The sequence below is a fragment of the Pseudomonas sp. 3MAES_34.3B genome, assembly GCF_058145875.1.
This window is the reverse complement of sequence record NZ_CM176960.1, coordinates 5292866-5307551: the sequence shown is the minus strand read 5'-3', so window position 1 is coordinate 5307551 and position 14686 is coordinate 5292866. Positions and strand designations below refer to the sequence as shown.

The 14686-nt window shown below is 63.1% G+C and carries 9 protein-coding genes; 5 read left to right on the top strand and 4 right to left on the bottom strand.

Going from position 1 to position 14686, the window contains the following annotated elements:
* Positions 1–7 precede the first annotated feature (7 nt).
* Complete coding sequence (gene rep / locus AC3Z8Y_RS23925) at positions 8–2017, bottom strand: DNA helicase Rep (protein WP_181111081.1); 2010 nt, start codon at positions 2015–2017, stop codon at positions 8–10.
* Positions 2018–2252: 235 nt separating this feature from the next.
* On the opposite strand from rep, the gene AC3Z8Y_RS23920 reads away from it, so the two are divergent.
* Positions 2253–3926, top strand: coding sequence for a putative bifunctional diguanylate cyclase/phosphodiesterase (locus AC3Z8Y_RS23920; protein WP_490087845.1), 1674 nt, complete (start codon positions 2253–2255; stop codon positions 3924–3926).
* Between the two features lie 10 nt (positions 3927–3936).
* Here the strand turns inward: AC3Z8Y_RS23920 and AC3Z8Y_RS23915 are convergent, their stop codons facing one another.
* Positions 3937–5331: a NorM family multidrug efflux MATE transporter gene (locus tag AC3Z8Y_RS23915; RefSeq protein ID WP_490087844.1), complete on the bottom strand. Its 1395-nt coding sequence runs from the start codon at positions 5329–5331 to the stop codon at positions 3937–3939.
* A gap of 120 nt (positions 5332–5451) precedes the next feature.
* Between AC3Z8Y_RS23915 and AC3Z8Y_RS23910 the strand changes: the two genes are divergently transcribed.
* Positions 5452–6372: a LysR substrate-binding domain-containing protein gene (locus tag AC3Z8Y_RS23910; protein WP_490090078.1), complete on the top strand. Its 921-nt coding sequence runs from the start codon at positions 5452–5454 to the stop codon at positions 6370–6372.
* A gap of 152 nt (positions 6373–6524) precedes the next feature.
* Entirely contained in the window at positions 6525–8507 is a 1983-nt protein-coding gene (locus tag AC3Z8Y_RS23905) for a methyl-accepting chemotaxis protein (RefSeq protein ID WP_490087843.1), read from the top strand.
* Between the two features lie 12 nt (positions 8508–8519).
* Here AC3Z8Y_RS23905 and hglS read toward each other — a convergent pair whose 3' ends face one another.
* Positions 8520–9893, bottom strand: a complete 1374-nt coding sequence (gene hglS, locus AC3Z8Y_RS23900; protein ID WP_490087842.1) for a 2-oxoadipate dioxygenase/decarboxylase HglS — start codon at positions 9891–9893, stop codon at positions 8520–8522.
* Positions 9894–10137: 244 nt separating this feature from the next.
* Here hglS and amaB point away from each other — a divergent pair, with 244 nt between their 5' ends.
* Together amaB and amaA are read left to right on the top strand one after the other, a co-directional pair.
* On the top strand, positions 10138–11628 hold the full coding sequence (gene amaB, locus AC3Z8Y_RS23895; protein WP_490087841.1) for an L-piperidine-6-carboxylate dehydrogenase: 1491 nt from the start codon (positions 10138–10140) through the stop codon (positions 11626–11628).
* 32 nt (positions 11629–11660) lie between these two features.
* Positions 11661–12953, top strand: a complete 1293-nt coding sequence (gene amaA, locus AC3Z8Y_RS23890; protein WP_490087840.1) for an L-pipecolate oxidase — start codon at positions 11661–11663, stop codon at positions 12951–12953.
* A gap of 154 nt (positions 12954–13107) precedes the next feature.
* On the opposite strand, the gene AC3Z8Y_RS23885 is transcribed toward amaA, so the two are convergent.
* Positions 13108–14601, bottom strand: a complete 1494-nt coding sequence (locus tag AC3Z8Y_RS23885; RefSeq protein WP_490087839.1) for a YifB family Mg chelatase-like AAA ATPase — start codon at positions 14599–14601, stop codon at positions 13108–13110.
* Between the last annotated feature and the right edge of the window lie 85 nt (positions 14602–14686).

Below are 14686 nucleotides of genomic sequence, written 5' to 3'. Positions count from 1 at the left end.
CCTTGGATCAGCGCTTGAGCATGGCGCGGATGTCCGCCAATGCATGGTTGCCCCGGGCGGCTTTTACCTCCACGGGGGTGTCTTGCAAACCTTCCCAGGCCAGGTCGTCGGCGGGAAGTTCATCGAGGAACCGGCTGGGTGAGCAGTCGATAACCTCTCCATATTGCTTGCGTTTGGCTGCGAAGGTGAAGGCCAGCGTTTGCCGGGCGCGGGTGATACCCACATAGGCCAGGCGGCGTTCCTCTTCGATGGTGTCGGCTTCGATGCTGGAGCGGTGCGGGAGGATTTCCTCTTCCATGCCCATGATAAAGACATAGGGAAACTCCAGCCCCTTGGAGGCGTGCAGGGTCATCATCTGCACGCCGTCGGCACCGTCTTCTTCTTCCTGCTGGCGTTCGAGCATATCGCGTAGCACCAGCTTGCCGATGGCATCCTCGATCGTCATGTCGCCGTCCTCGTCTTTTTCGAGGGTGTTTTTCAGCGCTTCGATCAGGAAATTCACGTTACCGATACGATAGTCGGCCGCCTTGTCGCTGGAGCTGTTCTGGCGAATCCAGTTGTCGTAGTCGATATCCGTCACCATGGCGCGCAGCGCGGCGATCGGATCGTCTTGAGCGACCTGGTGCCGCACGCCGTCCATCCAGCGCTTGAAGCGTTGCAGGCGGTCCACGTAACGGGTGTCCAGATGTTCAGCCAGGCCGAGCTCGGCGCTTGCGGTGTACATCGAGGTACCCCGCTGCGTGGCGTAGTTACCCAGCTTTTCCAGCGTAGTGGAGCCGATCTCCCGCCGTGGTACGTTGATCACCCGCAAGTAGGCGTTGTCGTCATCCGGGTTCACCAGCAGGCGGAAATAGGACATCAGGTCCTTCACTTCCTGGCGGGCGAAGAAACTGGTACCGCCGGATAACCGGTACGGCACCTGATGGTGCTGCAACTTGAGCTCGATCAGCTTCGCCTGATAGTTCCCACGGTAAAGGATGGCGAAGTCCCGGTAGGGGCGGTCGGTGCGCAGGTGCAGCGTGAGAATCTCCATCGCCACCCGCTCGGCTTCGGCGTCCTCGTTTTTGCAACGGATTACCCGGATTTCGTCGCCATGGCCCATTTCGCTCCACAGCTGCTTCTCGAACGCGTGAGGGTTATTGGCGATCAAGGTGTTGGCGCAGCGCAGGATACGGCTGGTAGAACGGTAGTTCTGCTCCAGCATCACCACCTTCAACGAAGGGTAGTCCTCCTTGAGCAGCATCAGGTTTTCCGGCCGCGCGCCGCGCCAGGCGTAGATCGACTGGTCGTCGTCCCCTACCACGGTGAACTGGTTGCGGGTACCGATCAGCTGTTTCACCAGCAGGTACTGGCTGGCGTTGGTGTCCTGGTACTCGTCCACCAGCAGGTAGCGCACACGGTTCTGCCATTTTTCCAGGATGTCCGGGTGGTCCTGGAACAGCTTGACCGGCAGCAGGATGAGATCGTCGAAATCCAGTGCGTTATAAGCCTTGAGCGTGCGCTGGTAGGCGGCGTACACGATGGCCGCGGTTTGCTCACGAGGGTTGCGGGCGCTTTCAAGTGCCTCGGGCGGCAGTATCAGGTCGTTTTTCCAGCTGCCGATCATGTGCTTGATCTCGTCCGCCCCGTCGTCGCCGGCGTATTCCTTCTGCATGATGTCGGTGAGCAGCGCCTTGATATCGCTCTCGTCGAAAATCGAGAACCCAGGCTTGTAGCCTAGCCGCGCGTACTCCTTGCGGATGATGTTCAGCCCCAGGTTATGGAAGGTAGACACGGTAAGCCCGCGGCCCTCGCCACCACGCAGCAGGCTGCTCACGCGTTCTTTCATCTCGCGCGCGGCCTTGTTGGTGAAGGTCACCGCCACGATGTATTGGGCACGCATGCCGCACTGCTGCACGAGGTAGGCAATCTTGCGGGTGATCACGCTTGTCTTGCCCGAGCCGGCGCCAGCCAGCACCAGCAATGGGCCACCGACGTAGTTCACGGCTTCTTGTTGCCTGGGGTTGAGCCGAGACATGGATTCCAGAGGGGTCGCAAAAAAAGAGTCGCGCATTTTAACAGGACAGGCGCTTTCTGCCGCGACCGTCTCTCACCCTCTATGTTTTTTTATGGATTTTGTTACTTTGGTTGTACCTGGCCACCTGTTTGTACAGGGTGACGTCGATCATGGTGCTTGCGTCCTTGCAAATCATTATCATTGGCCCGCCAGATCAATTGCGCGCCATGGGGCGTCATGCTTTTAAGGAGCTCGCTTGTCTACGCTCACTGAACCCTTGCGGCTGCTGCTGATCGCGCAACAGGACGTGTGGGAAGCCGCAGTGCGTAAATGCCTCGCCGGGTTGAGCGAGGCGTGCACGTTGCTCAGAGCGACGGAGTGGGGCGCGCATTGGGGCGAATTCGCCGAGGAAGCAGGCCTTGTATTGGTGCTGGCCACGCCTGAATGTCAGCCCCCGGCGGGGCGGTGTGCCTGGCCGCAGGTGTTGCTGCTGGAACGCGAACCCCTGGAGCCGCCGGTTGGCGTGAGCGACTGGCTGGTGTTGCCTCATCTGAATGCCGACGCCCTGCGCCGCTGCGTGCGCCACGTGTGTGAGCGCAGTGTGCTGCAAGGCACCTTGCAGCGGCTGGCCGAAGAAGACACGCTCACGGGCATAGCCAATCGGCAAGGCTTTCTGGCCACCCTGGCGACGAGCCTGGCGGGTGGAGATGGCCGGGGCCTGGCACTGGGCCATCTCGACCTGGATAACTTCCGCCATGCCAACGACTGCCTGGGCTACCAGGCCGGAGACCGGCTCATCCTTGAGGTGGTGGCCAGGCTCAAGGCCCAGTTGGGCCCCGGCGACAGGCTGGCGCGTTTGGGGGGTGATGAATTTGCCTTGCTTATTGATACCCGTCGGGATTCGCAACGCGCCGAGCGCCTCGCCGAGCAGATCATCGAAGCGCTGGGCGAACCTTACTGGGTTGACGGCGAAAGCCTGTTGATCGGTTGTAGCCTGGGTATTGCCCACGGGCAGGCGCGCACCGACCCCGATCCACTCATGTGGCACGCCCATATCGCCATGCGCCAGGCCAAGAGCGTTCAGGGCTGTACCTTTCACGTGTTCAACGAACGGATCAATCGCCATGCCCGCAGCATGGCAGACCTGGAAGGCGAGCTGCGCCGGGCGCTGCGCCGTGACGAGCTGGAAATGCACTATCAGCCCCGTCTGGATCTGCCCAGCGGCCGTATCGTGGGGCTTGAAGCTTTGGTGCGCTGGCGCCATGCGGAGCGGGGCCTGTTAGGCCCAAGCGAGTTCGTCCCCCTCGCGGAGCAAAGCGGGCTCATCGTACCGCTGGGCTACTGGGTGCTCGCCAGGGCCCTGGAGGATATGCAAACCCTGCGCAACGCCGGCATCGCGCCATTGCACATGGCAGTGAACCTCTCCTTTCGGCAGTTTCAGGACAGCCAGCTGCTGAGCACACTCAGCCGCCTGATAAACGACCGAGACATAGACGCCAGTTGGCTTGAGTTCGAGCTCACCGAAACCGCCGTGATGCGGCGCAACGATCAGGTGCGCCATACCATGGACGCCCTGGGCCAACTTGGGGTCCGCTTTTCACTGGATGACTTCGGCACTGGCTTCTCCTCTTTCGTGCATTTGAGCAGCCTGCCCATTGCCTTGCTGAAAATCGACCGTAGCTTCGTGGCAGGCATGGACGAGCGCGCTGAAAGCCGGCAACTCGTCAAAGCGATGGTCAACCTTGCCCACAACCTGCATCTGGAAGTGGTTGCCGAAGGTGTGGAAACGGTGCAGCAGCTCGACGAGCTACGCAGGTATGGATGTGACCAGGTGCAGGGGTTCCTGGTCAGCAGGCCCCTGCCACTGCAGCCCCTGATGGCCTACCTCCAGGCCGGGCTAGACCACCACGCCGACGCACGGCTGCGCTGACCGCTGAAACTCAAGCCGGCTCGCTGGCCGCTTGCCCGGTGCCGAGCGGCGGCTGCAGCCGCTTGAGCTTCCCCTCGAACGCAACGGTAAGGCTGATGGCCGCACACGCCAGCCCCAGGGCCAGGCCCCACCACACGCCCACGGCGCCGTGGCCCAGGTTGAACGCAAGCAGCCAGGCGGCCGGCGCGCCAACCAGCCAGTAGCAGGCCAGGCCTACCAGGAACGTAAGGCGGGCGTCCTTCAAGCCGCGAATGGCGCCCATGGCGATGGTTTGTACGCCATCGAAGAGTTCGAACCAGGCCGCTACCGCGAGCAACTGCAGCGCCAGCGTGTAAATGTCCGCGAACGCAGGGTTGCTGCGGTCAATGAACAGGCCCACCAGCGCTCCCGGCATCAGCCATAGCACGAGGGAGAAGCTCAGCATGATCGCGGCACCGAAGCCAATACCTACTCGCCCGGCCTGACGTACCTGATTCAACTGGCCTGCGCCATAGTGGCGACCGATGCGCAATGTAACGGCGTAGGAAAGGCCCGCCGGTACCATAAAGGCGACAGACACAATTTGCAGGGCAATCTGGTGCGCACCAAGTTGGGTCTGGCCCATGTTGCCCATGCACAGCGCCGCGAACGCGAACAGGCCTACTTCCACCGCATAAGTGCCGCCGATGGGCAGCCCCAGGCGCCACAACTCTTTGAGCGCCTCGGTGGAGGGTCGCCCCAGGCCCTGGAGGAAGGGGTAGGCAGCATAGCTCCGCCCCCGGCTTACATAGCCTGCCAGGCTGAGCCCCATCACCGTGGTAACGGTAGCCGTCACCAGGCCGATACCCATCAACCCCAGCGAAGGCAGGCCGAACCAGCCGTCGATCAGAGCGAGGTTCAATACGAGGTTCAATGCCGTGGCTGCAACGCTGATGACCATCACAGGCGCGGCCTTGCCCACTGCGCTGGTAAAGCCTCGTAATGCCATAAAGCTCAGCGAGCCGGGGAGGGCGAACGCCAGCACCTTCAGGAATTCGCTGGCCGCGGCGACGTTTTCGGGCGCCTGGCCCAGGTGCAGCAGCACGGGCGGCAGGTTCCACAGCAGTATCCCGCCGGCCAGTGCGAGGCTCCATGCCAGCCACAACCCCGCCTGGGTCAGCCGAGTGACACCGGCAGGGTCTGAAGCGCCGTGACGAATGGATACCAGCGTGCCGACCGCGGCGATCACGCCAATGCAGAAAATCGACACGAACGAATAGCTGGCGGCCCCGAGGCTTCCGCCGGCCAACGCCTGCGGGCCGATGCGCGCCATCATTATGGTGTCAGTCAGGATCATCAACATATGCGCCAGCTGCGAAGCGATCAGCGGGCCTGCCAGGCGTAACAGCGCCTTGAGTTCGGAGCGAGGAGTCAACGGCATGTGCAAAGAGGATCCAGTGAATCGGAGAGGTGATTCTGCGCCTTGCCCGGCTCGCTAACAAAAGGATAATAGCGATCGGTGGCATGAGTATGACTCATGCCTGGCGCTCAACCCATGGGATTCGTGATGACTCGCCGATTGCCGCCGCTCTACGCCATGCGCGCCTTCGAGGCTGCGGCAAGACATAGCTCGTTCACCCGTGCTGCCGAAGAACTGTCCATTACTCAAAGCGCGGTCAGCCGGCACGTGCGCACGCTCGAAGACTACTTTGCCTGCCGTCTGTTCTTGCGTGCCGGGCGCAGCCTGCAATTAAGTGAGTCTGGGCGGCTGCTGTTGCCAGGTGTGCGCGACGGCTTCTCTTCGCTTGAGCGGGCTTGCGCCACGCTGCTCGGGGAGGACGGAATTTTACGTATGAAAGCGCCTTCCACCTTGACGATGCGCTGGCTGCTGGCGCGGCTCAGTCGGTTTCGCCACCTGCAGGCCGGCAATGAGGTTCAACTGACCAGTGCATGGATGGAAGTGGATGCAGTGGACTTCAACCTGGAGCCCTTCGATTGCGCTGTGTTACTGGGCAATGGCAAGTTCCCCGCCGACTGGGAGGCGACCTGGCTGTTCGATGAGCTTCTGATTCCCGTGGGTGGGCCGGAGCTCGCCGCGCAGGCACCGTGGACACCTGAGCGCCTTGCGCGGGCTGAACTGCTCCATCCCACCCCGGATCGCCGGGATTGGCGACGCTGGTTGCAACGCCTGGGGCTGGACGCTGGCGTATCCCTTCGGGGCGGGCAGGTATTCGATACGCTGGAATTAGGTATGATTGCCGCCGCTCGCGGCTATGGGGTATCTATCGGCGACCTGCTGATGGTCGCCGAAGACGTCGCCGCAGGTCGGTTGAGCCTGCCCATGCCGACCGCCGTGGCCAGTGGTGAAAGCTACTACCTGGTGTGGCCGGGCACGCGCCCCGGCAACGACCGTATCCGCAGGTTGAGCGATTACCTGCGCACCGAAGCTGCAACCATGCAGATGCCAGCGGTGACTGTGCTGCGGTAACGCTCGCCCGTAATAACCACGCATGCCGCTCAAGTATGCGCGGGCCCCGCCGAATTCCTTACAGGGATCCCGCGGGCAGGATCCAACACTATCCGAACAAACCCTTGGAAGCCTCAAGACCGGCCCAGCTGGCACTTCCAACAGGAGCTGAAATGAATCAACCCCGTGCTTTAATCGCCAGGCAGCTGGGCACTGCGCTCGCTTTTGTCCTGGTCGTAGTGATCAGCGGCAGTACCGCGTTTGCGCTGCGCTCTCTGGACCAGGCCAACCTGGTGACCCGCCAGGAACATATGGCCAGTGAGGCTCGCCTGTTGTCCGAGCAGTTGGACACTTTCCATAACACGCTACGCGAAAGCACCCAGCGCCTGAGCGGTTTGTTCGAGTCCCGGTTCGCCGCTGGCCTGAGCCTTCACCCCGAGCAGCCGGTGACCGTTGCCGGTGCTGCTACGCCTGGGCTATGGCTGGGCGATGAAGTGCTGAACAACGACTTCCGTGAGGTGGACGACTTCCGCAAGATGACCGCAGGCGTGGCCACGGTATTTGTGCGCAGCGGTGAAGAATTCGTACGCATCAGCACGTCCCTGACCAAACAGGACGGCACCCGGGCGATCGGCACCCAGCTCGATCACGCTAACCCTGCCTACCAGCGCCTGCTTGGCGGGCAAAACTATGTGGGTGCCGCTGCATTGTTCGGCCGCTCCTACATGACGCAATACACGCCAGTGCGTGACGCCTCGGGCAAGGTGATCGCTGTGCTGTTCGTCGGCTTCGATTACACCGATGCCCAGAAAGCACAGTTCGACAACCTCACCCAATTCCGTATTGGCAAAAGTGGCTCCCTCGCACTGCTCGATGCACAGAGCCAGTGGCTGGTGCAGCCGGCCGGGGTCAAGAACCTGGACGCCGCTGCCAAGGCCATTCGTGCCGACGGCGGTTCCGGAAAGGGCCGCTTCTGGGACGACGGCGATGCCGGCTACTACTCCGTGGCAGTGCCTTTCAAGCAAGGCCCGTGGAGCGTAGTGGCGAGTATGCCCCTGGAGGAGCTGCGCGCGGTAACGTGGAAAGTAGGCACTCAGCTGGTACTGGGTAGCTTGCTGGCCACGGTGCTGGCAGTCGGTGCCGCCATCGTGCTGCTGCGCCGCCGGCTCAAGCCGTTGGGCGACCTTGTTCGCCAGGCCGAAGCCTTGGGCGCGGGCGACCTGGAGGCGCGTCTCAATGTGGCCGGCAAGGACGAAATTGCCCAGCTGGCACGCAGCTTCAACCATATGGGCGATGCCCTGGCTACCATGGTCCGGCATATCCGCACAGCTTCGGAGCAGGTGAGCGATCGGGCGAAAGCGCTGTCCAGCCTGTCCGCTGGCGCCTATGAGGGGATGGAGCAGCAAAGCGGGGAGATCACCAGCATGGCGGGCGCCGTGGAGGAGTTCAGCGCGACCTCGTTGAACATTGCTGACAACATGGGCGAAACCGAACGGGTAGCGCAGCAGAATGCCGAGCATACCCGTACCGGCCGATCGTCCATGGAGCAGGCTTCGTCTTCGCTGGAGCAGATCGCAGGTGCACTGGGCGACACCGCTAAAGTCATCGACACGCTCGGGCAGCGCTCTCAGGAAATCGGCGGCATCGTTGGCGTGATCACGTCCATCGCCGAGCAAACCAACCTGCTGGCCCTCAACGCCGCGATCGAAGCCGCCCGTGCGGGCGAGCAGGGCCGTGGCTTTGCCGTGGTAGCTGACGAAGTGCGCAGCCTGGCGTCGCGTACCCGGCAGGCCACTGATGAGATCTCCACGATGATTGCCAGCATTCAGCAGCAAACGGGTCAGGCGATCCAGACCATGGAGCAAGGCAACCAGCTGATGCAGGAAGGTCTGTCACGCAACGCCAAGGTGGCCGACGCGCTGTCTCGTATCGATGAACAAAGCCGCATGGCCGGGCAGCAGTTCGCCGCCATCGCAACAGCCACGCAGGAGCAAAGCGACACGGCAACCCTGTTGAGCAGCAACCTGCAAAGCATTGCCCACGCCAACAGCGATCAACGTGAGGCCGTGTCCAACCTTGCTATCACCGCCCGCGACCTGGAAAGCCTGGCGGCGGACCTCAGCCGTGAAGTGGACCGCTTCCGCGTTCGCGGCTGATAGCCCGGAAGGTCAACCCAGCTGTGCCTCGCACGCCTGCAGCGAGCGCATCTGGGTTTGTTCATACAGCGCCATTTCATCGATAACCGGCCGGCCGAGCGCTTGTTCGAACTGCGCGCGGTTGGCATTGCTGCCGTATTCACTGCGCGCTTCACCACCCAGGTTGGACTGGAAAATCCCCGCCGCACTTACCGGCAGGAAGTCCTCGTAGATCACGGGCTCGCATTGCACCGCACCCTCTGCCAGCAGTGTGGTCAGGTCTCTGCCGCGGCTGCCCTGTGCAAGGCCCTTGGCGGTCGGGGCATAGCGGAACCACGCCAGGCCCTGCTCGCGCAGGGCTTGAGCATCGTCCGGGAAATCGCGGAAGGCTTCTTCAAGCAAAGCGCTGTAGCGCTGCGGATCGCGTTCGGCGGGTACGCCGCCCAAGCCCGTTCGCGCCTTCTCAAGCAGTTGGTCGTACAGGGCGCGGCCGGCGGGCGTAAGCGCGGCTCCGCGCTGCTCTATTTCGCCAAAGCGGGCGGTGTGCGAGCCCGCTGCGCCCTGTGAATCGGTGAAGGCAACCGCTTCCTCCAGCGCCTTGAAGCTAGTCTGCCGCAGCAGGATAGGCTGCTTGCGCGGGGGCGGGCCCTCCACTACGGCCTTGGGCGTGATCCCGCGCGCGGGCATTTGCTGCTGCACGTGGTCGATGTCCAGAGTGCGAGGCGTAAGGTGGTTGATGTGCGGGCCCTTGAAGGCAACCACGTCTGCTATCAGACGGTGCTGATCGTGCAGCATCTGGTACTGCGTTTGAGTAACGGTTGCCTGGCGGTGCCAGCGGAAGGTTTCCAGGGCCTCGGCCACGAAGCTATCCGCTTCGCCCGGTGTCAGCCCACCCTGTGATTCATATTGGTCGATGAGCGCCAGCGCCTTGGTCGTGAAAATTTGCCGCTTGGCCAGCAAATCGGCGGCCATCTCGCGTAACGGCGCATCGTCTATCAGTTCCAGCCGCAGCAACGAGGTAAATACGCGGAATGGGCTGATGCGCAGGCTGTCCTCGTGTACGGCGCGGAACGCCGTGGAATGCACAGGTACCCCCGCAGATGACAGGTCGTAGTACCCCACGGGCTGCATGCCCATCACTGCGAACAGGCGGGCCAGGGTTGCCAGTTCTTCGGCGGTGCCTACCCTTATCGCGCCGTGACGCTCCTCATCCAGCCGCTCCAGATCACCTCCCAGGCGCAGGGCGTTTGCAAGCACGGGCCGCGCGGCCAAAGTGTCCCGGTTGACGTCAGCTACCAAGGCGAGCAGGTCACCGTACAGCGGCACCTCAGCGCGATACATGGCCGACATGGCGCGGGAAAACGAGGCGCGGATATCGTCCGGGCTGGCGAATCCAGTGGTGGGCATGGCAGGGCTCCGTTGCAGGTAAGCGTGGCCTATTCAAGCGGCGCAGGCGTGAGCGAGGCAAGCGAAAAAAAGTCCTCGGTTCATTCCTTATTTTCGGGAAGGGCTATGATGCTGCATTCAGGAGTAATCACCAGCCCGTGTCATTCCCTTGCGGAATGATGTGCTGCCAAATGATCGCTTGAGGGTAGCGATCCTCGCAGCGAATATCCCAGTCATCGAAGTTGAATGCTCTCGGAGAACTCACATGATCGACGGTTTGCTGCAACGCCTGGGTGTGCCCGCCACGGCTTATCGCGACGGTAACCATCCCGTGTTCACCCCTATCGACGGCAGCCAGATCGGGTCGATCACCTTGCAGGGCAAGGATGAAGTTCAAGCGCGCATTGGCGCGGCCCATAAAGCATTCCTGACTTGGCGCAACGTGCCGGCCCCTCGCCGCGGTGAGCTGGTGCGGCAGTTCGCTGAGGTGCTGCGAGAGAACAAGGCCCAGCTCGGCGAGCTGGTGTCCGTCGAGGCCGGCAAGATCACCCAGGAAGGCTTGGGGGAAGTGCAGGAAATGATCGACATCTGCGACTTCGCGGTTGGGCTGTCGCGCCAGCTGTACGGCTTGACCATTGCCTCCGAGCGCCCTGGCCACCACATGCGGGAGAGCTGGCATCCGCTGGGCGTGGTGGGCGTGATCAGTGCGTTCAACTTCCCGGTCGCCGTGTGGGCCTGGAATACGGCGCTGGCTTTGGTGTGCGGTAACGCCGTGGTGTGGAAGCCTTCGGAAAAAACGCCGCTTACCGCCCTGGCGTGCCAAGCCCTGTTGGAGCAGACGTTGGCGCGTTTCGGCGACGCTCCCCAAGGCCTCGCACAGTTGCTGCTGGGCGATCGTGAAGCCGGTGAAGCCATGGTGGACGACACCCGCGTGGCGTTGGTCAGTGCCACTGGCAGCACCCGCATGGGCCGCGAAGTGGGGCCGCGTGTGGCCGCTCGTTTCGGCCGCAGCCTGCTCGAACTTGGCGGTAACAACGCGATGATTCTGGCGCCCAGCGCGGATCTGGACCTGGCCGTGCGCGGCATTCTGTTCGCCGCCGTTGGTACCGCAGGCCAGCGTTGCACCACCTTGCGCCGGTTGATCGTGCACCGTTCCATCAAGGACGAAGTGGTTGCCCGCGTGAAGGCGGCCTACGCCAAGGTGCGTATCGGCGACCCCCGCGAAAACAACCTCGTCGGCCCGTTGATCGACCGGCAGTCATTCCAGGCCATGCAGGACGCCCTTGCCCGCGCCCGTGATGAAGGCGGTGTAGTACATGGCGGTGAGCGCCAGCTTCAAGCCCAGTACCCTGATGCCTACTACGTAGCGCCAGCGGTGGTGGAAATGCCCGCTCAAAGCGCTGTAGTGAAGCACGAAACCTTCGCGCCCATCCTGTATGTGATGGCCTATGACGATTTCGAGCAAGCGCTGGAAATGAACAACGACGTTCCGCAAGGTCTCTCCTCGTGCATCTTCACTACCGATGTGCGCGAAGCCGAGCGCTTCCAGAGCGCATCGGGCAGTGATTGCGGCATCGCCAACGTCAACATTGGCACCAGCGGCGCAGAGATCGGCGGTGCGTTTGGCGGCGAGAAGGAAACCGGCGGTGGCCGCGAATCCGGCTCCGACGCCTGGCGCGCCTACATGCGCCGCCAGACCAACACCGTGAACTATTCACGCGACCTGCCCTTGGCCCAAGGCATCGTGTTCGACTGATACCCTTTGTATTGACCAGCTGAGAGCTTGCGATGCCGCCCCGCCAATTGCGCCAGGAATGTTTGTGGGAACGTGTATTACCCCCCGCGCCGGCACCCAGCCGGCTGGGTACGACCGTGCGCACCCAGGTGTGTGTGATCGGTGGCGGAATTACCGGCCTCTGCGCCGCCATTCGGCTGCTCGAACGCGGCTATCAGGTGGTATTGCTGGATGCGCACCGGGTGGGCCACGGCGGCTCGGGGCGTAACGTGGGGCTGGTCAACGCCGGCACCTGGATCAAGCCGGACGACGTGGAAGCGACGCTGGGTGCGGACATTGGCGGGCGGCTGAACAAAGTGTTGGGTGAAGCCCCGGCGCAGGTGTTCGAGACCATCGCCCGGCATGGCATCGACTGCCAGGCGCACAACGACGGTACGTTGCACATGGCCCACAACGCCAACGGCGCAGCGGACCTTCAAGCCAGGCATGACCAGTGGCATCGGCGCGGGGCAAACATCGAGCTGCTCACGGGCGCGCGGTGCCGCGAATACTGTGGCACCAGCAAAGTGGCGCTGGCATTGCTGGACCACCGCGCCGGGACCATCAACCCGATGGCCTATACCCGCGGCCTTGCGGCAACGCTGCAGCGCCTCGGTGGCAACCTTTATCAGGACACCCCGGTCACCGGCTTGCAGCGTGAAGGCGCCGGCTGGCAGGTGAGCACTGCCAGCGGCACCGTTGAAGCTGACAAGGTAGTGATCGCGACGGGCGCCTATACCGAGGGCGACTGGAACACGCTCAAGGACAATTACTTCCGGGGCTACTACCTGCAGGTGGCCTCGGTCCCTCTCAGTGGCGCGGCGGCAGATGCCATTCTGCCTCACGCCAAGGGTTCCTGGGACACCCGCACCGTACTCAGCAGCATCCGCCGCGACGACGACGGCCGCCTGCTGCTGGGCAGCATGGGCCGGCTGGATAACAAGCCGGGGTGGTTCGTGCGCAGCTGGGCCGACCGTATCCAACGCCATTACTTCCCCGAACTGGGCCAGGTGGAATGGGAATGCCACTGGACCGGCACCATCGACTTCACCCCCGACCACCTTATGCGGCTTTACGAGCCGGCACCGGGCCTGATCGCAGTCACGGGCTACAACGGCCGCGGCAATACCACCGGTACCGTGCTCGGCGCGGCCATGGCCGATTTTCTCATCGACGAACGCGCCGATGACTTGCCCATGCCGTTCTCCCAAAACCGGCCGGTCAGCGTGCCGACGTTGCGCAGCGGGTTGTACGAAACGGGGTTTGCCCTGTACCACGCGGGGCAGTGTTTGAGGGTGGTGCTGTAGGGGCTTCTGACCGTGCGGAAAGTTGCGCGGGCTATCGTAGGAGCAAGCGAAGCCGCAGGCGGAGCTCGCGAATGGGAGGCTAGGGCGTCCAACTTTGGCGGGGAGTCCATTCCTGGGCCCGCGGTCCCACAAATATCCGGTAGTTCTTGCAACCTCACCCCGCCGCCGGCCGGTACTGCAATGCCTCGGCCAAATGCACCCGCCCAATACTTGCCTGCGCTTCAAGGTCTGCCAATGTTCTGGCCACTTTCAATAACCGGTGCGCCGCCCTTAGCGACAGCGTGAGCCGCTCGCAGGCCTGCTCCAGCCAGGTTTCATCCACCTTCGCGAGCTGGCAGTGGGTGCGCAAGCTGTTGAGGTCCAGAAACGCATTGGCGCACCCCTGGCGCTGAAGCTGGATGTCCCGGGCGCGGGCAACCTGTTCCGCAACCTTGGCGGTTGATTCGCCGCGTGGCCCGTCGGGGTTGAGTGTGGTGGTTTCTCGTGCAACGGTTACGTGCAGGTCTATGCGGTCCAGCAGGGGGCCGGAGAGCTTGTTGCGGTAGCGGTCGATCTGTTCGGTGGTGCAGCGGCAGCGCCCGGTGGTATCGCCCAGGTAGCCGCAAGGGCAGGGGTTCATCGCCGCGACCAACTGAAAGCGCGCCGGAAAGCGGATCTTGTCCCGTGCCCTTGCGATCACGATCTCGCCCGATTCCAAGGGCTCACGTAGCACCTCCAGCACCTTGCGGTCGAACTCGGGCAATTCATCAAGGAACAGCACGCCGTGGTGGGCGAGGGTAATTTCGCCTGGCTGCGGCCGGCCACCGCCGCCCACCAGCGCGGCCCCGGAGGCCGAATGGTGTGGATGGCGAAACGGCCGCTGCGGCCAGCTGCTCAAGGGTACATGGCTGGCGACGGAATGAATCGCTGCCACTTCCAGTGCTTCGTGTTCACTGAGCGGCGGCAACAACCCCGGCAACCGGCTGGCGAGCAAGGTTTTACCGGTACCCGGTGGGCCGCTGAACAGCAGGTTATGGGCGCCGGCGGCGGCCACGAGCAAAGCGCGTTTGGCGGCGATTTGCCCCTGCACCTCGTTCAGGTCGGGATACGGCCGGGAAACCAGGCACAGCCCTTGCGCCTTGAAGGGGCTGAGGGGCTTTTGCCCGTTGAAGTGGCCGACGAGTTCCAACAGGTTACCCACCGCAATGACGGTAAGCCCGTTCGCCAGCGAAGCCTCCTCGGCGTTGGCCTGCGGTACCACCAAGGTACGGCCGGCGTCCCGTGCCGCCAGCGCAGCCGGCAATACACCCTGAACGGACCGCACAGCGCCGGACAACGCCAGCTCCCCCAGGCACTCCACATCGCGCAACGCATCGGTGGGTACCTGCCCGCTGCCTGCCAGAATGCCCAATGCGATGGCCAGATCGAACCGGCCGCCGTCCTTGGGCAGGTCGGCGGGGGCAAGATTGAGCGTGATACGCCGCGGTGGAAAGGTCAGGCCCGAGTTCACGATGGCGCTGCGTACCCGGTCCTTGCTTTCCTTCACCGACGCCTCAGGCAGGCCTACCAGGGTAAGCGCCGGTAGCCCGTTGGCCAGGTGCGCTTCAACTAATACCGAGGGCGCGCCAACCCCTACCTGGGCACGGCTGTAAACAATAGCGAGGGACATGCTGGCTCCAGTGAATCGCTTCCTTGCGAAGGGCGGAGATTAGCCTAGGGCTAAGGGAGACAGCCGTGGATAGTTAAACAGGATG